The following is a 20,081-nucleotide window of genomic DNA, read 5'->3' as shown; positions in this document are numbered from 1 at the left end:
TTGCAGGGTGTGTTTCAGCTCGCCGAGCATGGCTGAATGCCCGGGCCCCCACGCGACCATCGTCGTCTTTACTCGCATTTGTGGCATCAAACAGTAATAATTGTTTCAGTAGTCGCGTTTCTGGAGGTGGCATGGTGAGCAGCCCGGAATGGCCACCTCACCGTTCCGAATCCAGGCCGTGGAGCCAGAAGCAACGCGGCGGCTCGCGCGAAGACCGGATGCTAACGGAAGTCATCACATCGATTCCGCCGATGATCGCCGACCTCGACTATCGCCCTCCTCTGGACCTCGTCGGCGCTAGTGAGCGCGCCATCCAGGAGATCGCCTATACCGAAGGTGCCGGCGGTGAGCACCTCGGGGCCCTCGGCAGGTTCCTCATCGCGACGGAATCGGTCTCGTCATCGAAGATCGAGCGCGTCGTCGCAGGAGTGGCCGACTTCGCGAAGGCTCTGGGTGGTATCAAGTCCAACCCGAGTGCCGTGTCCATGGTGGCGGCCACCGACGCGCTCACCGAACTCGTCGACGAGGCTGGCAGAACAGGGCGCATCGAGCTCGCCGCAGTTCTCTCTGCCCATCACACGCTCATGATGAGCGATCCTCTCGACGGCGACTGGGCCGGGCGGATCAGAGAAGAGCAGAACTGGATCGGCGGGAGCGACTTCTCTCCGCGGAACGCGATCCACGTACCACCCCCGCACGAACTCGTGAAGGGATACCTCGACGACCTGATCGCCTACGTCAACCGCGACGACATCCCGGTCTTCGTGCAGGCCGCTATCGCTCACGCTCAGTTCGAATCCATCCACCCGTTCACCGACGGCAACGGGCGCATCGGGCGTGCGATCATCCACGCGATCCTTCGGCGCCGAGGCGTGACTCGGCAGACAGTCGTTCCTGTTGCGACTGCGATGGTCGCTGATCGGGATCGCTACTTCGCGCACGTCAACGCCTACAGAGCCGGCGACGTCGCTCCCTTCGTCGCGGCCCTTGCGCGCGGTGCAGAACTGGCCGCGATCGAAGCGCGTGCGACGGCCGCCAGGTTCGCCGAGCTCCCGGATGCGTGGCGCGACAGGGTCCGACAGCGCAGTGGCTCCGTCGCGCACGACATCATCGACGGACTCCTGGAGCGCCCGGTCCTGACTGGCGATACGGCGTCGACCATGACATCGGCGCACGAATCCCGGGTCTTTCCCGCACTTGATCTGCTGGTCGAATCCGACGTGCTCACCGAGCTCACGGGACGCAAACGGAACCGTGTCTGGGCTGCAACCGAGGTGACCGCCGAACTCGACGACCTCACCGGCCGCATCGAGACGGCCGTGCGCGACGACCAGTGAGCCTGTGAAGTCGACACCAGTCCAGCGGCAGCAGCGACCTCATCGAGTCAGATCAGACGGTGATGAAACCCACGAACGGGGATGGACGCAGGCCCGACGGGCCCTACCAAGGCAGGTACGGACCGCTTCGGCGAGCCCTGCCGCCGCTGCTGGTCGTGGTCGGCGCGGTCATGTCAGGCGTCTTCGCGGCTCGTCTGGGGTCGTTCTTCCTCTACCGGTGGATGGCCAGCCGCGGAATCTAGGTCGGAGTCGGACACTGGCCTCGCATCCGGACAAGTACCGGGTGAGAAGGAAAGCAGGTGGGCGATGGGCGATCGACTGGATGAGCTTCTGTCTCGCTCGGCCCCTCGGGTCGGGGCGGACGAGGCGGACGCGGCGGCGGTGGACCTGGCGCGAGCGGTCGCAGCGCGGCAGCGCCGGTTCCGTTTCCGGCATCGGCGCTCGCTGATCGCCGGCGGGCTGAGCGCTGCGCTGGTGCTCGGTGGTGGGGCGACCGCGTGGGCGGCGGTCGGCGGGCTGTTCGACAGCTATCAGTGGGTCGAGGGTCCCGATCGCGAGGAAGTTCACGAGGTGGTGACCGCCGACGGAAGTCGAGAGCGATGCTCGGTCGCGTTCAAGGTGGCCGCCGATTACGGCGCAGGTCACACGAATGCTGAAGCGGAGGCCGCGCAGGAGGAGGGTGCTCGGTACCTGCGAGATCTCGACCTGGACGCGGTGACGCCGAGCGCCGATGAGCTCGACTTGGCGCGGCAGGGCGCTCGGCCGTCGACCGCGCCGCCGCCGGAGATGGACGCGTGGGTTCGAGCGGTGTTCGCCAAACTCGACCGGCATGTGCAGGGCTCGGGATTGCCCGGCGTCAGCATGAACACGGTCTACGGCGACTGCGAGGCATCGTGAGGGGCGATTCGCGCGAGCTCTCGTCTGAATTGACGCGCCTGACCGAGGAGTCCGCTCCGCGCTTGCTGGCGTACTTCCTGCGCCGTGTCGAGTCGCGCGAGGACGCGGCCGATCTGGTCGCCGAGACCCTCGTGGTGGCGTGGCGGCGAGTGCGATCACTCCCGACAGTGCGGGAGGAGCGCATCCTCTGGCTGTTCGGTGTGGCCGCGAACGTGCTGTCGAATCACCGACGCGCGACTCGACGTTCGGCACGGCTCGCCGAGAAGCTGAGGGCAACCGTCGCACGCGCGGTCGAGGAGCCGGCAACCGCGGAGGCACTCGACGTGCGGGCGGCGATCGCGAGCTTGACGCCCGACACGGCGGAGCTGATCCGTCTCGTGCACTGGGAGGGCTTCACGATCGCGGAAGCGTCATCGGTGCTCGGCGTCTCGCCGTCGACGGGCCGCTCCCGCTATGCCGCGGCGAAAGCGGCGCTGCGCGCGCGGCTGTCGGTCGACGTGGACCGCTGATCGTCGCTCGACGCGAAGTCGCGCGATCGGTCGTGTCACGTTTCGCGCGCATCCGGACAGGAACATGGTGAGAGGGGGACGCCATGATCGACGATGACGAGCTCGACGCGCGGCTCACCAGAACGCGCCGGGAGATCGACCCGTCCGATGGCCTCGTGACGGGGGTCGCGGCGGCTTCCGTGCGGAGGCGTGGCCGGGCGCGGCGTCGCCGACTCGCCTGGGGCGGCGGGATCGCGGCGCTCGCGCTGCTGCTCGGCGGGGTCACGGCACCGGCGGCGGCGGATGCGATCCGTCAGTTCCTCGCCCAGACCGGGCAGACCTGCTCCGGAGGTGAGTGCGGCGAGGGCAGCGAGGTCATCGACCTGAACGCGCCCGACGTCGACGAGTACGCGGCCTCGCTCTATCCGGACTACGTGCCGGTCCCACCGGGCACGACGCGCGACGCGATCATCCAGCAGGTCTCGTCGGAGGCCGACCTCAACCGCGCCCCGGGTCTCACCACCGAGAGCGGCTTCGTGATGCAGTACGAGATCGCCGGATACTGCGGCTGGGTCGGTGACTGGCTCGCTGCTGAGAAGAAGCACGACACGCAGCGGCGGGATGCGGCGACCCAGGTGATTGTCGCGTCGACAGCCTGGCCGAACCTGAACGCCGGCGACGCGGGAAAGATCAACGCGCTCGTCGCCGGAGCGGCCCAGTCGGGCGACGCCGAGGGCATCCGGTTCGCAGCGCAGCTGTGGGCGTGCCCGGCCTCCCGCGGATTCACGACCTCCTACGGCGACTGGCTCGGCGAGCAGGGGTACGAGGGATGAGCGGCGTCGAGACCGAGGCGGGCATCGGGCCCGTCGCCGTCGACGCGCTCGCCGAGCAGCTCATCCCCGAGCTGCTGCGCTACTTCGTGCGTCGCCTCGATGACTCCGAGGACGCCGCGGACGCGGTCTCCGAGACGCTGGTCGTGATCTGGCGGCGCCGACGGCACCTTCCCTCGGGCGAGGATCCGGCACGGGCGTGGGCCTACGGCGTCGCTCGCAAGGTCCTCGCCAATGCGCGCCGCGGGCGGCTGCGGCGGGATGCGGCGGCCGAGCACCTGCGCGAGCGCCTGGCCGAGGAAGTCGTCGACGCGCACCCCGACCTCGACCTGCGGCGAGCTCTCGACGCGCTGCGCGCCGATGATCGCGAGCTCGTGCTGCTCGTCGCGTGGGAGGGATTCGGAGTCGCCGAAGCCGGCGCCGTACTGGGTCTCAAGCCCGAGGCCGCACGAGCGCGGTACTCCCGAGCGCGGGCGCGGCTGCGCGAGACCCTGCGCGCGTCGGTCTGAAGCACTGCTGCAGCGCGTCACGACTTTGAAAGGCGTTGTCGATGCGCCAGGCTTCGCTCGAGAGTCGAGTTGAAGTCATGAGGGAGTCGACGTGGCGCAGATCGAAGACGCGATGCCCGACGCCGACCTGCCGGCGACGCTGACGAGCGAGCAGGGGTTCACCGCAGCCCTGTTCATGGTCGAGATCTACGGAGATGTAGAGGACTGGCACTCGCCGGTGATCCGCCGAATGCGCGAGTGGATGAGGTCGAGCGAGGAGCGGTGGACGCGATGGCAGGAGGCGCTGACACGCGCCCTGGCCGAACCCGGTGCGATCACCGAGAATGATCCGTTTGTGAATGGGCGTGGAGGACCGCTCGTGCATGGGCCAGAACTGGTGAGCGCATCTGAGCTGCCCGATGCTCTGACCGTCGTGGGTGCGTTCGCGGCCGCCCTCTGCCTCATCGAGATCTATGGCGATTCGGAGGGGTGGGACGACGACTGGGATCTGGGTTGCTTCCTCGACATCATGCAGTCGGATCCCGCCCGGTGGGATGACTGGAAGTGCGCGATCGGGCGCATGCTCGCCCAGCCCGATGCCGCATCCGAAGTCGCGCCGTTGCGCTGAACGGCGTCATCGGCTGCGCTGAGCCGCACGGCCTCAGCCGGCGACGACCTCCGCGGTGACGCGGTCGCGCTCGAAGATCCGCTGCCCGGCGGTGGCAGCCGCGCGCACCCCGGCGCACGCTCGTCGTCACGGACCGTTGCCTTCTCGCCGCGTATGACGCAGAGTCGAGAAGAAGTCGCCGATCGTCGCGAGGAGACTCATGTCCGACCGCAGCAGCACCGCCAACATCCGCAGCACCCGTGTCGATGCGCGCAGCAGCGCCCGCACCCCGATGGCCCTCTCGACGCGGATCGTCACCGCCGCACTCGTGTCGACGCTCGTGCTCGGCGTCTGGTGCTTCGTGGTGGCGGCGATCGCGTCGTCGTTCCACCCCGGCTACGGCGACTGGCACACGCTCGAGCTGCTGATGCTGGGATGCTCGCTCACCGTCGCGAGCCTCGCCGGCGTCGTCGTGTTCGGCGCCGTGCGCATGGTGTCGCGCGCAAGCGGGCACGACCCGCGCTAGATCAGCTCGCGCGCCCGAGCTCGCCTCGGTGAGTTCGGGCCCCGTGCGGTCATGCGGCCGGCTCTCATCCGGGGTCGATGGATTCTCAGGTCGCGCGGGCCAGGATGCCGCCATGAACGAGAGCGTCGAGGAAGAGACTGCCGAGCGCGGGTCTCGTCGTCGCCGATTCCGCGGCTGGATCGTGCTGCCGGTCATCTCGGTCGCTGTCGGGGTCGCGGCGGCGATCGTGTGGGGTGCCGTCGCGGAGCGGTACGGGGTCACGCCGTTCCTCACCGTCACCGCGCCGACGCAGTTCCGCACGGGAGACGGGGTGACCGCACCGCGCGTCGTCGCGATCGCGTTCGTCGTCGTGCTCGGGTGCGTCGCCGCACTGCTGCTGTCGGCGGCGGTCGCGTTCGGGCGGCGGGGCTGGGACATCCCGACGATCGGCATGGTCGTGCTGCTGGCGTTCTATCTATGCTGCGCCGCGCCGCTGGGATTCTTCGCCATCGCGTTCTCGGGGGACGGCGGATACACGACGCTGGAGGGCGACACCGGCGGCCGAGACCTCGTCGCCTACGAGAACGCCCCGGACCGACGGCTGTATGAACGTCACGGCGACACCCTCGAGCTCGTCGGCTACCTCGGTGCCGACGATCTCTACGCCCCGTTCCACGATGGCGCCTATCGCGTGCGCAGTGACGGCGACGCGGTCATCGTGCAGTGGGCTTTCGTCGACTCCGGCGGGGCCGCGACCGCGTGGATCCGCATCGACGACGCGAGCGCGGTCGAAGCGCGAGCCGGACGGGTGCCCGTCATGCAGACGGGCGATCCGCCGCCGGGATGAGCGTTCAGCCGATCCCGCAGGGGAACTGCATAGGCAAGGCATGACCGCGACATAGCGCAGCCCCCTAACTTCCTGCGCATGAGACCTCACGAGACCACCCAGACCCGCACGCTGCGAGCGTCGATCGGCCGGCGCGCCCCGTGGATCACCGCCCTTCTGCTCGCCGGCTCGCTCGCGCTGAGTGGATGCGCCGCGACCACCGCCGGCACGGCATCCACCGGCTCGGCGAGCTCGTCGACCACCGAGACGACGGCGAGCACCGCATCCGACGCGACGACGACCGACGGAACCATCACCGCGACCTCCGCGGCAGCCCAGGCCTTCCTCGCCACCCTCAGCGATGAGCAGAAGGAGGCGGTGCTCTACGACTACGACGACGAGACCAAGACGACCTCGTGGTCGAACTTCCCGGTCACCTTCGTGCAGCGCGCCGGCCTGAATCTCGCCGATCTCACCGACGAGCAGAAGACCGCCGCGCTGGCCGTGCTCGAGTCGCTGCTCAGCGACGAGGCCTACGCCACCGTCTCCGGGATCATGGGCGGCGACGAGTACCTGCTCGAGAACAGCAGCAGCACCGAGGATTCGCTCGGGCAGTACTACATCGCCTTCTTTGGCGACCCGACTGGCGACAGCGCCTTCGAGGTGCAGTTCGGCGGCCACCACCTCGGCATCAACGCGACCCTCGATCCCAGCGCCGACACCATCACCTTCGCGCCCACGCACCTCGGCGTGCAGCCGGCCGTCTACACCGACGCTGACGGCGACGAGGTGCAGCCGTTCGACGGCATCTACACCGACGCCTTCGCGTTCTTCGACAGCTTGACGGATGCGCAGCAGGCGACCCTCACCTCCGGTGATGTCACGATGTGCGCCCCCGGCGACACCTGCGACTTCACCTCCGGCGACGGGCTGACCGGTGCCGACCTCACCGACGAGCAGAAGCAGCTGCTGCTCGATCTGATCGCCAACTGGGCCGGGATGGCCGACGAGCAGACCAATGCGGCCGCGCTGGCGAAGATCGAGGCCACGCTCGACGACACCGTGATCGCCTGGTCGGGCGCCACCGTCTACGACATGAGCACCGGGAACGGGATCAGCTTCTCGATCTCCGGTCCGAACGTCTACGTCGCCTTCCAGGCGCAGCAGGGCTCCGCCGGGGCCGATGTCGACGGCGTCTCGACCTCGGGCTGGGGCCACGTGCACACCATCTACCGCGACCCGACGAACGACTACGCGGGCAGCGTCACCCAGCAGGCGGCATCCGGGATGGGCGGCCCCGGCGGCTCGTCGGGAGGCCCGGGCAACTGACCAGCGACGAGTGGATGCGGGCCGCTCCGCCTAGGCGGAGCGGTCCGTCTTGCGCGTGAAGACGAGGTGCACCACGCCCGACGGCGACGCGGTGGTGGCGACGTCGAAGCGCTGCTCGAGGCCCTCCTGCCCGTCCCAGAGCCGCACGCCGCGCCCCAGGATGATCGGCACGACCACCACGTGCAGCTCGTCGACCAGGTCGGCCTCGAGGAACTCGCGGATCATCGTGGGACCGCCGCCGAGCCGCACGTCATGGCCCTGGGCCAGCTCGAACGCGAGGTCGAGCGCGGCCTGTGGCTGCGCATCCCGGAACAGGAACGTCGTCTCGCCGACCTCGATGTCGGGCCGCGGGTGGTGCGTCAGCACGACGACGGGGGAGTGGAACGGCGGCTCGTCGCCCCACCAGCCGCGCCACTCCTCGTCCTCCCACGGGCCGGTCTGCGGGCCGAACTTGCCGCGTCCCATGATCTCGGCGCCGATGCCCTGCCAGGCCCGCGCGGCGAAGTCGTCGTCGACGCCGGTCTCGCCCGACCCGACGGCCTCGCTCTCGTGTCCGCTGACGCGCACGAAGGTGCGGGTGGGGAAGAACCACTGCATCAGCCGCCCGCCAGCGTGGCCGAACGGGGCCTCGAAGGTGCGATCCTCGCCGGTGGCGAACCCGTCGAGCGAGATGGCGATGTTGTGGGCGCGCAGCTTCGGCATGGGCTCAGGCTAGCGCGATGTGGACGATGTTCACATGGATGCGCGGCGCGCCATCGGACGCCCGCCGTGCGCTCCATGTGTGGGGGCCGAGCATCCCGTGGCTGCGACGGGCGGAAGTGCTGGAATCCGGGCATGCCTGACCGCCGTGAACGCGCCGAAGCAGAAGAGGCCCGCCGCCGCGGCAACCGCCTCATCGCCGGTGTCGACTCCGGGATGCGGCTCGGGGCGGGCGCTGCGCTTCTGGTAGTCGGTGCGGTCGTTCTCGCGATCATCGTGTCGCCGTGGTGGTGGATCGCCGCGGGGATCGCCGCTGGCGTCGGGCTCGTCGCGCTGCTCGCGATCGCCCGCGCCCCTCGCGGCTGACCCGGTGCCTCGGCGAGGGTGGCCACAAGTGCACGTTCGCCGCGGCGTTTCGTGGGCATTCGTGGCCACCCTGGGACGGGAACGACGCGAGGGTGGCCACAAGTGCACGCGAGCGCCGGCGTGTCGTGTGCATTCGTGGCCACTCGCACCCAAGTGCGGGGTGGGACGGAACGCCGCTGCGACCCCTCACTCCTCCGGGATCACGCGGTCGAAGAAGTCGTCGCGGGGCGCATCCGGGTCGGGGCCGCTGCGCACGCCCGTGTCGAGGGCGTCGATGCGAGCCAGCTCGTCGGCGCTCAGCTCGAAGTCGAACACGTCGAGGTTCTCGGCGATGCGCGTCGGGTTGGTCGACTTGGGGATGACGGAGCGGCCCTGCTGCACGCCCCAGCGCAGCATGATCTGCGCGGGCGACTTGCCGTGCGAGGCCGCCAGGGCGGCGAGGGTCTCGTCGGTCAGCACGCTGCGGCGCTCGCCCCACGGACCCGGGTAGAAGGTGATGCCGCCGATCGGCGACCAGGCCTGGGTCAGGATGCCGGCCTCGGTATCCGCCTTCTGCACGTCGGTCTGCTGGAAGTAGGGGTGCAGCTCGATCTGGTTGACCGCGGGCACGACGTCGACCTCGGGCAGCAGGCGCGCGAGGTGCTGCGGCATGAAGTTGCTGACGCCGATCGCGCGCACGAGCCCGTCGGCGAGCAGACCCTCGAGGGCCCGGTAGGCGGCGAGCGTGCGCTCCCAGCGCGCGGGGGCGGGCTGGTGCAGGATCAGCAGGTCGAGGGTGTCGACGCCGAGCTTGCGGGTCGCCTTCTCGAAGGCGTGGCGCGTCTCGTCGGTTCCGTAGTCACTGACCCACACCTTCGTCTCGAGGAACACGTCGTCGCGGTCGAGACCGGAGGCGCGCATCCCCTCGCCGACCTGGCGCTCGTTCGCGTAAGCGGCGGCGGTGTCGATGTGGCGGTAGCCGAGGCCGAGCGCCGTCTCGACGGCGGCGGCGGTCTCGTCGGGCGGGCTCTGGAAGACGCCGAGTCCGAGGGCGGGCATCGTGACCCCGTTGTTGAGCGTGAGGTTCTGCATGCCCCCATTCGACCCCCTCGCGAGCGCACGCGGGAGGGCGGATCTCTCGGGGTACCGGCTGTACCTCCCTCGCGACGGCGGCCGCGCGTACCGTGGCGGCATGGACCTGCGCGGCGACATCTCCGACTTCCTGCGCACGCGCCGCGCCCGCATCACGCCCGAGCAGGCGGGGCTCGGCGCGGGCGGCGCTCGCCGCGTGCCCGGGCTGCGCCGCGAGGAAGTCGCGGTGCTCGCCTCCATCTCGGTCCACTGGTACGTGCGCATCGAGCGCGGCAATCTCGCCGGGGTCTCCGACGAGGTCGTGGATGCGCTGGCCCGCGCCCTGCAGCTCGACGACGCCGAGACGGCCCACCTCTACGACCTCGCCCGGGCGGCGCACGACGCGGCGCGCGGCGGCGGTGCGCGCGGCGGGCGCGGGGCGGGCGCCGGCGCCGGGACGGCCGGCATCGGGGGCGGGATCGCGGGCTCCGGGATGCGCGGCCCCACCGCATCCGGAGCCGGCGCGCCCCTGGCGCTCACCCCCGGACTGCAGGCGGTGCTCGACTCGATGCAGGGCGTCGCCGCGTGGGTGCGCAACCACCGCTTCGAGATCCTCGGCGCGAACCCCCTCGCCCGCGCCCTCTACAGCGACCTCATGCAGAGCGAGATCGCGCGGGGCAACAACGCGCTGTTCACCTTCCTCGACCCGGCCGCGCGCGAGTTCTACCGCGACTGGGAGAAGGGCGCCGACGACATCGTCGCGGTGCTGCGCGGCTATGCCGGCGCGAACCCGGGCGACGCCCGCCTGACCCAGCTGATCGGCGAGCTCGCGACGCGCAGCCCCGAGTTCTCGAAGCGCTGGGCGCGGCACGACGTGAAGCTGCACCGCACCGGCACGAAGCGCCTGCACCACCGCGCCGTCGGCGACCTGACGCTGAGCTACGAGGCGCTCACCGCGCCCGCCTCACCCGGGCTCAACATCTTCGTCTACAGCCCGGTCGACGAGCCGACTCGCGAGCGTCTGCAGCTGCTCGACAGCTGGTGGGCGACCGAGAGTGCTGCGCGGGAGAGCGCAGCGAGGGCGAGCGCGGGCGACGCGACGAGTGCGGCCGGCGCGACGAGCGCCGAGACGACGGATGACGGATCCCGACCCGAACGGGGGCGTGCGACACCTGTCGAGGATTCCTAGGCTGGGCCGGTCTCAGGGGGAACATGACCGACACCACGACCACTCCGTCGCCCGGGTGGTACGCCGATCCGGCTGACGCCGCGCGTCTGCGCTGGTGGAACGGCGTGGGCTGGAGCCAGCAGACGCGCGATCGCGCGGGCACGCGTGCGGTGGATGCGGCGACCGGTCCCGCGGCGGGGGCGCCCGCACGCGCCGCGGCCTCGGCGACCGCACCCGCGCCGGCGTCGGCGTTCGCATCCCCGCCGGCCGCAGCCGTTGCGCAGCCTCCGCTCTCCTCGCTGCTCGCGGTGACGCATCCCGCCTCGCCCTACGCGTCGAACGAGCCCTTGGAGGATCGCGCGTTCGTGCCGCAGTCGTACGCGTCGTCGCCGTACGCCGCTGCGGTCGCTGCGGCCGCCGCGGCGCCGGCCGAGCCGACCGTCGCCGCGACGCCCTGGTCGCGCGACCCGGCGGCCCGCCCCGCGCCCGCCGCGCCCACGGCGCTCCCGGCGATGGCGGCCTTCGACCCGACCGCGCGCTACTCGACGGGTTCGATGCACACCGTGCCCGGGTGGATGCTCGCCGTCGCTCCGCTGACGACGCCGCTCATCGTGTTCGCGCTGTTCTTCGCGCTCGGCGTCGCGGGCATCGACCCGGGCATCGACGTCGAGAAGATCCCGCGCGTCGTGCTGATCGTCGTCAATGCGATCCCGCTCGTGATCCTGGCCGCGATCGACGCCCAGATCCTGAAGAGCCGCGGGTTCGACGCCCCGAATCCGCTCGCGGCGATCCCGGTCGGCCCGATCTTCTACATGCACGCGCGCGGCAAGGCCGTGAAGGCCATGGGCGCCGTCTCGTGGCCGATCACCCTGGTGACGGGCGTCAGCCTGGTCGCCGGCATCGCCGTGACGCTCGCGATCGTGCTGCTGGGCCAGTGGGCCGGCGCCGTCGTCGACCAGCAGGCGGCCGACGTGACGCACAGCATCGAGGCCGACATGAAGCAGCAGAGCGGCGTCGACTGGATGCTGAGCTGCCCCGGCGGGTCAGACGCCTTCGACTACGGGGCGACCGTCACCTGCACGGCGTCGGGATCGGACGGCACCTCGAGCACGGTCACGATCCAGATCTCGCAGAGCGGCGACGTGCGCTACCAGGCGACGCAGCCGTCCTGAGCGCGGCGGCGCCGACGCGACCGCCGTCACGCTGGTCGCGCCCGCTGCCCGCCGCCCGCCGCCTGCTGCGCGCCGTCCCGTCGATCGTGAATGTTAGGCTTCCTCGATTTCATTCGGGGGGGGTCATGGTGAGCGAGGCAAGCGATCCCGGGCGCGCATCCGGGCTGTCGCGCCGGCGTCGCCTCGCCGCGCGCCCGACCGGCTGGAAGGGCTTCCTGCGCGACCTCGTCGTGATCGTGCTCGCGGCCGTGCTCGTCTCGGCGCTCGTCAAGACGTTCCTCGTGCGCTCCTTCTTCATCCCGTCGCCGTCGATGGCACCGACCCTGCAGGTCGACGACCGCATCCTCGTGAACCAGCTGCAGCCGCGGCTCGCCCCGCTCGCCCACGGCGACATCGTGGTGTTCCGCGATCCCGGCGGGTGGCTGACCTCAGGGGACGCGCCGGCGACCGACCCCAGCTGGATCGAGCAGGCGCTCGGGGTCATCGGCCTGACCGCACCCGACAGCCGCGAGCATCTCGTGAAGCGCGTGATCGGCCTGCCTGGCGATCACGTCGTCTGCTGCAACGGCATCGGGCAGATGACGATCAACGGGGTCCCGGTCGACGAGGCCGACTACGCCGACTACGCCGGCAACCAGCGCGCGTCGCGCGATGACTTCGACGTGACCGTGCCCGACGGCGCCCTGTGGGTCGAGGGCGACAACCGGTACGACTCGCAGGACTCGCGGTTCCATCTCGACACCGCCGAGCGCGGCTTCGTGCCGCTCGAGGATGTCGTGGGCCGGGCCGTCGTGATCACCTGGCCGGTCGGGCGCTGGGCCTGGCTCGACGACCATCCCGCGGTGTTCGCCGACGTGCCGGAACGTGAGGGGTGAGGCGCGGGGGTGAGTTCGGGGCGATCTCGCCGAAACCGATTACGCAGTCGGTTTAGCATCGACCGTGCCCCATTCCCGACGACGCGCGCTGCTGCTCTGCGCGATCTACGTCGCCGCAGCCCTCGTGCTCGGCGGGGTCGCCGCGCTGCTCTCGATCGTCGATCGCGATGACGATCCGGCGAAGCAGACCACCCCGACCGGGACGTCGCACTCCGAGGTGATCGGCGTCGTGCACGGCGCCGGCGCGGGATACTGACCGGGTCCGTTCGTCCATCCCGGTTCCGCATCGTCGCGGGGCCGATCGCATCCGGAGGTGGCATGCCCAGGCAGGCGCGCGCCGTCGCGACCCGCGAGGCGATCCTGCTCGCCGCCGCCTCGGTGTTCGCGCGAGCCGGCTATCCGTCGGCGACCCTGGCCGACGTGATCGCCGAAGCCGGCGTCACCCAGGGATCGCTCTACTTCCACTTCGAGTCGAAGCACGCGCTGGCGGTCGCCGTGATCGGCGCGCAGCACGAGCGCTCGATCTCGCTGCCCGCCGATGCCGGGGGAGTGCGGGCGATGGTGCTGCTGGCCGGCGCGCTGGCGCGGCAGATCCGCGCCGACCCGGTGGTGCAAGCCGGGCTGCGGCTCACGACCGAGTCGGCCGACCTCTTTCCGGATCACGCCGGTCGCCCCTTCGGCGACTGGGCCGAGCTCTGCGCGCTCCTGGTGCGGCAGGGCATCGACGCGGGCGACCTGCGGCCCGATCTGGATGCGGCGGCGGCCGGGCGGTTCCTGCGGTCGGCCTTCACGGGCACCCAGGTCGCGTCGCAGGCGTCGACCGGCTGGGACGACCTGCTCGAGCGCACCGAGGAGACCCTCGGCCTCGCCCTCGGCGCACTCGCCGTGCCCGAGCGCCGCGACGAGGTCGTCGCGCTCGCCGCGCTCGTGCGCGAGGGCTGAGCGCCCGCGGTCGCCGAGATTCCCCAGATGCACTCGACACGCCGCGGCGGCGTGACGTTCGGGGCATCTCGATCCCGCGTCGCGGCGGTGGACCGCTAGGCCGTGCGCAGAGAGCGCACGACGGCGCGCGCCGCAGTGCGCACGGCGAGCACGATGATTCCGCAGGCGATCGGGGCGAGCATCCACGTCATCGCCGAGGCGTTGCCCGTCACCAGCAGGAATCCGGCGCCCGCGACCAGACCCACCGCGACGATCACCCACCCCAGGACGAGCAGCGAGGTGAGGCGGGGCAGGTCATGGGTATCGCTCATGTGTCGAGTCTCGCTCACGACGCCGGGAAGCGCGACCCGCGCCGCGACCCGAGGGATGCGCGACTCGCGCCGCAGCCCGCTGACGCGCACCGCGCATCCAACCTGGACCCCCGCTGAGCCTGGATGACAGATGTTTAATCCGGGCCGATCCCGCCCGCGGCTGATTCGATACTGACGTGATGCCGAACCTGGGGGAACGGATCCGGCGTGCGACCCGATCGGTCCGCACGCGCATCGTCGTGAGCATCCTCGTGACGGCGGCCTTCGGGCTGGGCGTCGCGGGCATCGTCTCGTATGAGCTGCAGCGCACGGCGGTGATGCAGGAGATCGATTCGCGGCTCGAGGGCCAGCTCGCTGAGGCGCGCAAGGTCGTGGATGCCGAAGACAGCTCCCCGACGGTCGGCGACGCGCTCGAGCACCTGATGTCGGTGTCGGTGCCGCCGGAGGACGGCGGCACGCTCGGGCTGCTCGACGGCGAGGTCGCCTACACCTCGGGCATGTCCGACGAGGTGCAGCTCGAGAAGATCCGCGGCTTCGCGACGGCCGCGGCCCGCGCCGCCGAGCCCGGCGACCCGCAGCTCGCCTCCTTCAGCGCCGATGGCAAGTCGTACCGCTACCTCGCCGCCCCGATCTCGATCGGCGCCGGCGGCGACGCGGGCGTCTGGGTCGTCGGCATCGACGTCGGCGACCGGCTCGCTCCGCTGGATGCGACGTTCCGGGTCTACGCCGCGATCGCCGCGCTGTCGTGGGTCGTGATCGGCCTGATCGGCTGGCTGATCTCGGGTCGTCTGCTCAGCCCGCTGCGTCGGCTGAACACCACCGCCGCCCGCATCTCGACCGACGCGCTGGATGAGCGCATCCCCGTCACCGGACGCGACGAGCTGTCGGCGATGACCGTCACCGTCAACACGATGCTCGACCGCATCCAGACCGGGGTGGTGCAGCAGCGGCAGCTGCTCGACGACGTTCGGCACGAGCTGAAGACGCCCCTCGCGATCGTGCGCGGCGAGCTGGAGCTGCTCGAGCCGGCCGACCCCGACGCCGTCGCCGAAGCGCGGCGCATCGGCATCGAGGAGATCGACCGCATGGTTCTGCTGCTCGACGACCTCGCCGACCTGACCGAGGTGCGCACGGGCGTTCCCGACTTCGCGCCGACCGACGTCACGGCGCTCACCGACGACGTGCTCGCCCGCGCATCCGTGCTCGGCGAGCGCGAGTGGAGCGTCGTGCAGCGGGCGACCGGGGATGCGCGCCTCGACCGCGCGCGCATCATCCAGGCCTGGCTGCAGCTGGCCGAGAACGCCGACAAGTACTCCGCGGCGGGCGCGCCGATCGAGCTCGGCAGCGTCGGCGAGGGGGATGCGGTGCGCCTGTTCGTGCGCGACCACGGCGGGCCGATCCCGGCGGAGCTGCGCGCACGCCTCTTCGACCGCTTCGTGCGCGGCGAGGACGCCGACCGAGCCGACGGCACGGGGCTCGGCCTCGCGATCGTCAGCGCGATCGCGGCCGGGCACGGCGGACGCGCCGACGTCACGTCGTCGCCCGAGGGCAACACCTTCAGCATCGTGCTGCCGCGCCTGCCCGAGGCGGCACGGCGCGCCGACGAGGAGCGCCGGGTGGCGGAGCGGATGGCGCGCGAGCGGGATGCGGAACGCGAGGCCGAGCAGGCGGCGGAGCGCGAGGCCGGCGCGGACCGTGAGACCGGCGGGGCCGGCGAGACCGGCGTGACCGGCGCGGAGCGCGCCGCGGAGGACGAGCGGGCCGCGACTGCTGCGGCGGATCCGGTGCCGGAAGCCGAGGCCGCGCATCCGGATGCCACCGACGCGACCGCTGACGACCACTCCGGGAAGGTCGCATGACCTCGATCCTCGTCGCCGAAGACGAGGACCGGCTCGCGTCGCTGATCGTGCGCGCCCTCACCCGCGGCGGGTTCCTCGTCGAGCGGGTCAAGACGGGCCGGGCCGCGCTCGACGGGGCGCTCGGCGGCAAGCACCAGCTCGTGCTGCTCGATGTCGGCCTGCCCGAGCTCGACGGCATCACGGTGCTGGAGCGCATCCGTCGGCACGACCGCTCGCTGCCGGTGCTGCTCGTCACCGCCGACAACGCGCCGCAGCAGATCGTGCGCGGGCTGTCGCTGGGCGCCGACGACTACATCCCGAAGCCGTTCCGCTTCGACGAGCTGATCGCCCGCGTCGAGGCGAACCTGCGCAAGGCCCGCGCCGTGCAGACCGTGCTCGTCGTCGGCGACGTGACGCTCGACCTGATGGCGCGCACCGTGTCGACGCCCGACGTGTCGGAGACGCTGCCGATCCGCGAGCTCGAGCTGCTCGACTACCTCATGCGCCGGCCGGGACGCACGGTCACCCGCGAGCAGCTGCTGCACGACATCTGGGGCGTCGAGACGTCGCGCAGCTCGAACGTGATCGACGTCTACGTGCGCCACCTGCGCCGCAAGCTCGGCCCCGGCGTGATCGAGACCGTGCGCGGCGAGGGCTACCGGATGGGCGTCTGAGGCAGGACTCGACCGCGCCGTTGGTTCGGCGCGGTTGCTGCGGGTCGAACGGGTGGATGATGTGAACATGAGTCGCATACGTGCAGTCGGGCCTCGCGCTCGCGTCGCCACGGTTGCCGTGGTGAGCGCGCTCATCGTCGGCGCGGCGGTGGCGGGATTCGTTGCGGCTCCCCGCGTCCACTGGGGTGTCGATCTCGCCGCTCTGGAGTGGGAGCCGACACAAGCCACGCCCGACTACCTCGTCGGCAGCTGGGAGTATCGCCGGGGCGACCACGCCGCGACCATCGAGTTCCGGGCTGACGGCACGGCGGTCTTGACCGGATTCCCGCGCGTCACTGTGGCCGATCAGGACATGGACGTCACCTGGGCCGATCGCGACTACCCGCCGGTGGATGCGACCGGTACCTGGGTCGTGCATGATCGCCAGCTCAACGACGAGCGTCGGATCTCGAGCGCCGACGTGACGATCACCGGGGTGGGTGCTGGTGCGGGCACTAGCGGCGTCGACGACGCGATCACGCGCTACGCCGATTATCCGGCCACCTCGGAGAGCCAGCCCGCGACGATTGTCTTCGTCGCCGACGACCATGACGGCACCGACACCCTCTACGTCGCGTTCGGATACGGCAGCGCGCCCCGTCTGATCTTCACGCGCCTCGACTGACTGCGCGCTGTCGCGTCACAGTCGTGCGCCGGGCGCGCCGACGGTGTCGAATGGATGCGGAGGTTCCGACATGACCACGCCGCCGATGTCCGAGTCGACAGCAGACGAGCCGACGCCCGACGCGAGGCGCGACCCGACGCCGGCGTCGACCCCGGCCGAGCGGCTCGCCGCAGCCCTGGCGCGGGGCGACGCATCCACGCGCCTGCAGTCGGCGATGACCGCCGGGTCGCGGCCCGACGCGAGCTATGTCGACGCGCTGGTCGAGCACTGCGCCGTCGAGCCCGACTTCTTCGTGCGCGACATGCTGACCTGGGCGCTCACGCGGCACGACCCCGACCTGACGGTCGAGCGCGTCGTGCACGAGCTGTCGTCGCCGGTCGCGCAGGCGCGCAGCCAGGCGCTGCACACGCTGTCGAAGATCGGGGATGCGCGCGCCTGGCCGGCGATCACTCCGGCGCTGCTGCACGACGCCGACGACGAGGTCGCGCGGGCGGCCTGGCGCACGGCCGCGGGACTCGTGCCGCCCGACGAGCACGAGCGCGCGGCGCTCGCCGAGGAGCTCGCGACCGAACTCGGCCGCGGCGAGCGGAGCCGACGCCGCAGCCTGAGCCGCGCCCTCGCGATGCTCGACGAGGCGGCCGAGCCGGTGCTCGCGCGAGTCGCGGCGACCTCAGGTCTGGATGCGCGTACGCACGCGCTGGCGACGACGCACCTGATCGCGCATCCCGACGCCGACTTCGACGACGCCCTCGCCGAGGCGCGGCGTCTCGTCGCGCTCGGGGCTGCCCCGGCTGCGCCGGACGCACCAGACGCGCCCGACGGCCAGGCGTCGACCGACCCCGACTGACCCGGCCGGCCCGGCGTGAACCGCTGAGCGCACCGCAACTCAGGAGAATCCGGCCGATCTGCCCTCGAACGGGCCGGATCGACCGGATTCTCCTGAGTTGCGTCGACGATCAGCGGCCGCGACCGCCGCCGCCCCATCCGCCGCCACCGCCGTGGTCGCCGCCGCCTCCACCGTGGCCGCCTCCGCCGCCCCAGTTGCCGCCGCCTCCACCGTGGCCGTTGTCGTGACCGCCGCCGTTCCAGCCGCCGTGGTCATCGTGGTCGTCGTCGTGGCCGCCGCCCCATCCGCCGCTTCCGCCGTTCTGCGGAGGCGCAGGAGCCGGGGCGGGCGCGGCCGGCGCGGGTGCCGGGGCAGCCGGAGCCGGCGCCGGAGCCGGCGTCACGACCTTCTTGGCCGGAGCTGGGTTGACGGTCGTTCCGCCGGATGCGGCGGGCGCCTCGGCCGGCGGGGTCGACGGCGCGACGACCGGGAGCGGGGCGGCGGGCGACGGGGTGGCCGTCGGCGCCGACTCGGTCACCTCGATCGCCGAGCCCTTGAGCGTGCGGGTCGCGTCGTCATGAGTGCCGGAGCTGAGCTGCATCGCGGTTCCGGCTCCCACGATGGCGAGAGCTCCGACGGCGATGGCTGCCGGGATGGTCTTCATCGGAATCCTGATCCTTTCGCGCGGACCCCCCTCGGGAGCCCGCTGGGTCGGTGATGGTGAGTCACGGAGGTTCGATCAGAGGGCGGGCACCCGTGCCGCGTCATCCACAGACTGCGGCGCAGGTCGACCGAGGGCGCGGAACTCCCAGCCGGCTGCCACGTAGGCCTGCTGGTCGAGCACGTCGCGCGCGTCGACCATGCGCGGATGCGCGCCGGCCTCCTCCAGCGACGCGGGCGAGGCCTCGCGGAACTCGTCCCATTCGGTGAGCAGCGCGACCACGTCGGCCTCGGCGACGGCCGCGTCGAGCGACTCGGCGTAGTCGAGGTCGGGGTAGAGGCGGTGCGCGTTCTCGTTCGCCTCAGGGTCGTAGACCGTCACGCGGGCGCCCTCGAGGTAGAGCAGGCGCGCCACGTCGAGGGCGGGTGCATCCCGCACGTCGTCGCTGTTGGGCTTGAACGCGGCGCCGAGCGCGGCGACGTGCACGCCGCTCAGGTCGCCGCCGGCGAGCTCGCGGATGAGGTCGACCGTGCGGGTGCGGCGGCGGATGTTGATCGCATCCACCTCGGCGAGGAACGCGACCGCGTCGCCGACGCCGAGCTCCTCGGCGCGGGCGCGGAAGGCGCGGATGTCCTTCGGCAGGCATCCGCCGCCGAAGCCGAGGCCCGGCTTGAGGAAGCGCGATCCGATGCGGTCGTCGAGTCCGAGCGCCGCCGACAGCGAGTCGACGTCGGCGCCGGTGGCCTCGCACACCTCGGCCATCGCGTTGATGTAGCTGATCTTGGTGGCGAGGAACGAGTTCGCCGCCACCTTCACCAGCTCGGCGGTCGGGATGTCGGTCACGAGCACCGGTACGCCCTCGTCGACGATCGGGCTGAACACCTGGCGCAGCAGCTTCTCGGCCCGCTCCGACGCGACCCCGAACACGAGGCGGTCGGGGTGCAGGGTGTCGTCGACGGCGTAGCCCTCGCGCAGGAACTCGGGGTTCCAGGCGACCTCGATGCGCGCATCCGCGGGGCTCACCTCGTCGGCGAGCTCGGCGAGGTCGGCGGCCGTGCCGACGGGCACGGTCGACTTGCCGACGATGAGGGCCTCGCCGTGGATGCGCGACGCGATCTCGCGCACAGCGGAGTCGACGAAGCGCAGGTCGGCGGCGTAGCTGTCGCGCTTCTGCGGGGTGCCGACGCAGATGAAGTGCACGTCGCCGTGCTCGGCGGCGGCGTCGAAGTCGGTCGTGAAGCGGATGCGGCCCGAGGCCTGCGCCTCGGCCAGCTTCTCGGGCAGCCCGGGCTCGAAGAACGGCACGGCGCCGTCGTTGAGCTGGCGCACCTTGCCCTCGTCCACATCCACGCCGAGCACGTCGTAGCCGAGGATCGCCATGCAGATCGCATGGGTCGCTCCGAGGTAGCCGGTTCCGACGACCGTGATCTTCGGTGCCGTCGATGCCGCCGCGTTCGTGAGGGCGGCGACCTGCGTGTCGTCATTCGTGATCTTCACGGTTCGTTCCTTTCAGCCGGGTTGAGGGGTG

Annotated in this window: 24 protein-coding genes; 19 read left to right on the top strand and 5 right to left on the bottom strand. The window is 71.4% G+C overall.

Annotation, left to right across the window (positions count from 1 at the left end; translation table 11 throughout):
- Positions 1-251 precede the first annotated feature (251 nt).
- From FJ658_RS01920 to FJ658_RS01880, 9 genes are all read left to right on the top strand, one after another.
- Complete coding sequence (locus FJ658_RS01920; protein ID WP_255447506.1) at positions 252-1,337, top strand: Fic family protein; 1,086 nt, start codon at positions 252-254, stop codon at positions 1,335-1,337.
- Between the two features lie 306 nt (positions 1,338-1,643).
- Positions 1,644-2,234 (top strand): hypothetical protein, encoded by a 591-nt coding sequence (locus tag FJ658_RS01915; RefSeq protein ID WP_141143700.1) that lies wholly within the window; start codon positions 1,644-1,646, stop codon positions 2,232-2,234.
- A gap of 29 nt (positions 2,235-2,263) precedes the next feature.
- Positions 2,264-2,743: an RNA polymerase sigma factor gene (locus tag FJ658_RS01910; protein WP_141143981.1), complete on the top strand. Its 480-nt coding sequence runs from the start codon at positions 2,264-2,266 to the stop codon at positions 2,741-2,743.
- Positions 2,744-2,826: 83 nt separating this feature from the next.
- Positions 2,827-3,555 (top strand): hypothetical protein, encoded by a 729-nt coding sequence (locus FJ658_RS01905; protein ID WP_141143699.1) that lies wholly within the window; start codon positions 2,827-2,829, stop codon positions 3,553-3,555.
- A complete protein-coding gene (locus tag FJ658_RS01900; RefSeq protein WP_141143698.1) occupies positions 3,552-4,061 on the top strand; it encodes an RNA polymerase sigma factor in 510 nt (169 codons plus the stop codon). Before FJ658_RS01905 ends, FJ658_RS01900 begins: the two co-directional genes overlap by 4 nt.
- 91 nt (positions 4,062-4,152) lie before the next feature.
- The gene (locus tag FJ658_RS01895; protein ID WP_141143697.1) at positions 4,153-4,668 is read left to right on the top strand and encodes a hypothetical protein; all 516 of its coding nucleotides are present in this window, start codon (positions 4,153-4,155) and stop codon (positions 4,666-4,668) included.
- 199 nt (positions 4,669-4,867) lie between these two features.
- Positions 4,868-5,173: a hypothetical protein gene (locus FJ658_RS01890; protein ID WP_141143696.1), complete on the top strand. Its 306-nt coding sequence runs from the start codon at positions 4,868-4,870 to the stop codon at positions 5,171-5,173.
- Positions 5,174-5,285: 112 nt separating this feature from the next.
- Complete coding sequence (locus FJ658_RS01885) at positions 5,286-5,999, top strand: hypothetical protein (RefSeq protein WP_141143695.1); 714 nt, start codon at positions 5,286-5,288, stop codon at positions 5,997-5,999.
- A 78-nt stretch (positions 6,000-6,077) separates the two neighbouring features.
- Complete coding sequence (locus tag FJ658_RS01880) at positions 6,078-7,307, top strand: DUF3500 domain-containing protein (protein WP_141143694.1); 1,230 nt, start codon at positions 6,078-6,080, stop codon at positions 7,305-7,307.
- A 30-nt stretch (positions 7,308-7,337) separates the two neighbouring features.
- On the opposite strand, the gene FJ658_RS01875 is transcribed toward FJ658_RS01880, so the two are convergent.
- Positions 7,338-8,009, bottom strand: a complete 672-nt coding sequence (locus FJ658_RS01875) for a dihydrofolate reductase family protein (protein ID WP_141143693.1) — start codon at positions 8,007-8,009, stop codon at positions 7,338-7,340.
- Between the two features lie 132 nt (positions 8,010-8,141).
- On the opposite strand from FJ658_RS01875, the gene FJ658_RS01870 reads away from it, so the two are divergent.
- The gene (locus FJ658_RS01870) at positions 8,142-8,372 is read left to right on the top strand and encodes a hypothetical protein (protein ID WP_141143692.1); all 231 of its coding nucleotides are present in this window, start codon (positions 8,142-8,144) and stop codon (positions 8,370-8,372) included.
- Between the two features lie 186 nt (positions 8,373-8,558).
- Here the strand turns inward: FJ658_RS01870 and FJ658_RS01865 are convergent, their stop codons facing one another.
- Positions 8,559-9,443: an aldo/keto reductase gene (locus FJ658_RS01865; protein WP_141143691.1), complete on the bottom strand. Its 885-nt coding sequence runs from the start codon at positions 9,441-9,443 to the stop codon at positions 8,559-8,561.
- 100 nt (positions 9,444-9,543) lie between these two features.
- Here FJ658_RS01865 and FJ658_RS01860 point away from each other — a divergent pair, with 100 nt between their 5' ends.
- From FJ658_RS01860 to FJ658_RS01840, 5 genes are all read left to right on the top strand, one after another.
- Positions 9,544-10,611: a helix-turn-helix transcriptional regulator gene (locus FJ658_RS01860; protein ID WP_141143690.1), complete on the top strand. Its 1,068-nt coding sequence runs from the start codon at positions 9,544-9,546 to the stop codon at positions 10,609-10,611.
- A gap of 23 nt (positions 10,612-10,634) precedes the next feature.
- Positions 10,635-11,762, top strand: coding sequence for a DUF2510 domain-containing protein (locus FJ658_RS01855; protein ID WP_141143689.1), 1,128 nt, complete (start codon positions 10,635-10,637; stop codon positions 11,760-11,762).
- Positions 11,763-11,887: 125 nt separating this feature from the next.
- Positions 11,888-12,637, top strand: coding sequence for a signal peptidase I (gene lepB, locus FJ658_RS01850; RefSeq protein WP_141143688.1), 750 nt, complete (start codon positions 11,888-11,890; stop codon positions 12,635-12,637).
- A 64-nt stretch (positions 12,638-12,701) separates the two neighbouring features.
- Complete coding sequence (locus tag FJ658_RS01845; protein WP_141143687.1) at positions 12,702-12,893, top strand: hypothetical protein; 192 nt, start codon at positions 12,702-12,704, stop codon at positions 12,891-12,893.
- 62 nt (positions 12,894-12,955) lie between these two features.
- Positions 12,956-13,579: a ScbR family autoregulator-binding transcription factor gene (locus tag FJ658_RS01840; protein ID WP_141143686.1), complete on the top strand. Its 624-nt coding sequence runs from the start codon at positions 12,956-12,958 to the stop codon at positions 13,577-13,579.
- Positions 13,580-13,674: 95 nt separating this feature from the next.
- Here the strand turns inward: FJ658_RS01840 and FJ658_RS01835 are convergent, their stop codons facing one another.
- A complete protein-coding gene (locus FJ658_RS01835; protein ID WP_141143685.1) occupies positions 13,675-13,890 on the bottom strand; it encodes a hypothetical protein in 216 nt (71 codons plus the stop codon).
- A gap of 239 nt (positions 13,891-14,129) precedes the next feature.
- On the opposite strand from FJ658_RS01835, the gene FJ658_RS01830 reads away from it, so the two are divergent.
- The 4 genes from FJ658_RS01830 (at position 14,130) to FJ658_RS01815 (ending at position 17,913) form a co-directional block, all read left to right on the top strand.
- Positions 14,130-15,749 (top strand): cell wall metabolism sensor histidine kinase WalK, encoded by a 1,620-nt coding sequence (locus tag FJ658_RS01830; protein WP_141143684.1) that lies wholly within the window; start codon positions 14,130-14,132, stop codon positions 15,747-15,749.
- A complete protein-coding gene (locus FJ658_RS01825) occupies positions 15,746-16,402 on the top strand; it encodes a response regulator transcription factor (RefSeq protein ID WP_141143683.1) in 657 nt (218 codons plus the stop codon). The genes FJ658_RS01830 and FJ658_RS01825 overlap by 4 nt, the downstream gene beginning before the upstream one ends.
- A 34-nt stretch (positions 16,403-16,436) precedes the next feature.
- Positions 16,437-17,066 carry a hypothetical protein gene (locus FJ658_RS01820; RefSeq protein ID WP_141143682.1) on the top strand — a complete coding sequence of 210 codons (630 nt, stop codon included), beginning with the start codon at positions 16,437-16,439 and terminating at the stop codon, positions 17,064-17,066.
- A 70-nt stretch (positions 17,067-17,136) separates the two neighbouring features.
- Entirely contained in the window at positions 17,137-17,913 is a 777-nt protein-coding gene (locus tag FJ658_RS01815) for a HEAT repeat domain-containing protein (protein ID WP_255447505.1), read from the top strand.
- A gap of 109 nt (positions 17,914-18,022) precedes the next feature.
- Here the strand turns inward: FJ658_RS01815 and FJ658_RS15960 are convergent, their stop codons facing one another.
- Both FJ658_RS15960 and FJ658_RS01805 read right to left on the bottom strand, forming a co-directional pair.
- Positions 18,023-18,556, bottom strand: a complete 534-nt coding sequence (locus tag FJ658_RS15960) for a hypothetical protein (protein WP_181408308.1) — start codon at positions 18,554-18,556, stop codon at positions 18,023-18,025.
- Positions 18,557-18,631: 75 nt separating this feature from the next.
- Positions 18,632-19,933 (bottom strand): UDP-glucose/GDP-mannose dehydrogenase family protein, encoded by a 1,302-nt coding sequence (locus FJ658_RS01805; RefSeq protein ID WP_370454750.1) that lies wholly within the window; start codon positions 19,931-19,933, stop codon positions 18,632-18,634.
- Between the last annotated feature and the right edge of the window lie 148 nt (positions 19,934-20,081).

The sequence above is a fragment of the Schumannella sp. 10F1B-5-1 genome, assembly GCF_006517535.1.
In the GTDB taxonomy this organism is placed as follows: domain Bacteria; phylum Actinomycetota; class Actinomycetes; order Actinomycetales; family Microbacteriaceae; genus Schumannella.
The sequence above is the reverse complement of the archived record's forward strand: the minus strand, read 5'-3'. Positions and strand labels throughout refer to the sequence as shown.

Bases quoted from the DNA above. Each gene is read 5' to 3' on its own strand.
- FJ658_RS01805 (WP_370454750.1), bottom strand. From the start codon at position 19,933: ATGGCGATCCTCGGCTACGACGTGCTCGGCGTGGATGTGGACGAGGGC.
- FJ658_RS01885 (WP_141143695.1), top strand. From the start codon at position 5,286: ATGAACGAGAGCGTCGAGGAAGAGACTGCCGAGCGCGGGTCTCGTCGT.
- FJ658_RS15960 (WP_181408308.1), bottom strand. From the start codon at position 18,556: ATGAAGACCATCCCGGCAGCCATCGCCGTCGGAGCTCTCGCCATCGTG.
- FJ658_RS01815 (WP_255447505.1), top strand. From the start codon at position 17,137: ATGACCACGCCGCCGATGTCCGAGTCGACAGCAGACGAGCCGACGCCC.
- FJ658_RS01855 (WP_141143689.1), top strand. From the start codon at position 10,635: ATGACCGACACCACGACCACTCCGTCGCCCGGGTGGTACGCCGATCCG.
- FJ658_RS01840 (WP_141143686.1), top strand. From the start codon at position 12,956: ATGCCCAGGCAGGCGCGCGCCGTCGCGACCCGCGAGGCGATCCTGCTC.
- FJ658_RS01915 (WP_141143700.1), top strand. From the start codon at position 1,644: ATGGGCGATCGACTGGATGAGCTTCTGTCTCGCTCGGCCCCTCGGGTC.
- FJ658_RS01890 (WP_141143696.1), top strand. From the start codon at position 4,868: ATGTCCGACCGCAGCAGCACCGCCAACATCCGCAGCACCCGTGTCGAT.
- FJ658_RS01835 (WP_141143685.1), bottom strand. From the start codon at position 13,890: ATGAGCGATACCCATGACCTGCCCCGCCTCACCTCGCTGCTCGTCCTG.
- lepB (WP_141143688.1), top strand. From the start codon at position 11,888: ATGGTGAGCGAGGCAAGCGATCCCGGGCGCGCATCCGGGCTGTCGCGC.
- FJ658_RS01880 (WP_141143694.1), top strand. From the start codon at position 6,078: ATGAGACCTCACGAGACCACCCAGACCCGCACGCTGCGAGCGTCGATC.
- FJ658_RS01860 (WP_141143690.1), top strand. From the start codon at position 9,544: ATGGACCTGCGCGGCGACATCTCCGACTTCCTGCGCACGCGCCGCGCC.
- FJ658_RS01870 (WP_141143692.1), top strand. From the start codon at position 8,142: ATGCCTGACCGCCGTGAACGCGCCGAAGCAGAAGAGGCCCGCCGCCGC.
- FJ658_RS01900 (WP_141143698.1), top strand. From the start codon at position 3,552: ATGAGCGGCGTCGAGACCGAGGCGGGCATCGGGCCCGTCGCCGTCGAC.
- FJ658_RS01865 (WP_141143691.1), bottom strand. From the start codon at position 9,443: ATGCAGAACCTCACGCTCAACAACGGGGTCACGATGCCCGCCCTCGGA.
- FJ658_RS01825 (WP_141143683.1), top strand. From the start codon at position 15,746: ATGACCTCGATCCTCGTCGCCGAAGACGAGGACCGGCTCGCGTCGCTG.
- FJ658_RS01875 (WP_141143693.1), bottom strand. From the start codon at position 8,009: ATGCCGAAGCTGCGCGCCCACAACATCGCCATCTCGCTCGACGGGTTC.
- FJ658_RS01905 (WP_141143699.1), top strand. From the start codon at position 2,827: ATGATCGACGATGACGAGCTCGACGCGCGGCTCACCAGAACGCGCCGG.
- FJ658_RS01920 (WP_255447506.1), top strand. From the start codon at position 252: ATGATCGCCGACCTCGACTATCGCCCTCCTCTGGACCTCGTCGGCGCT.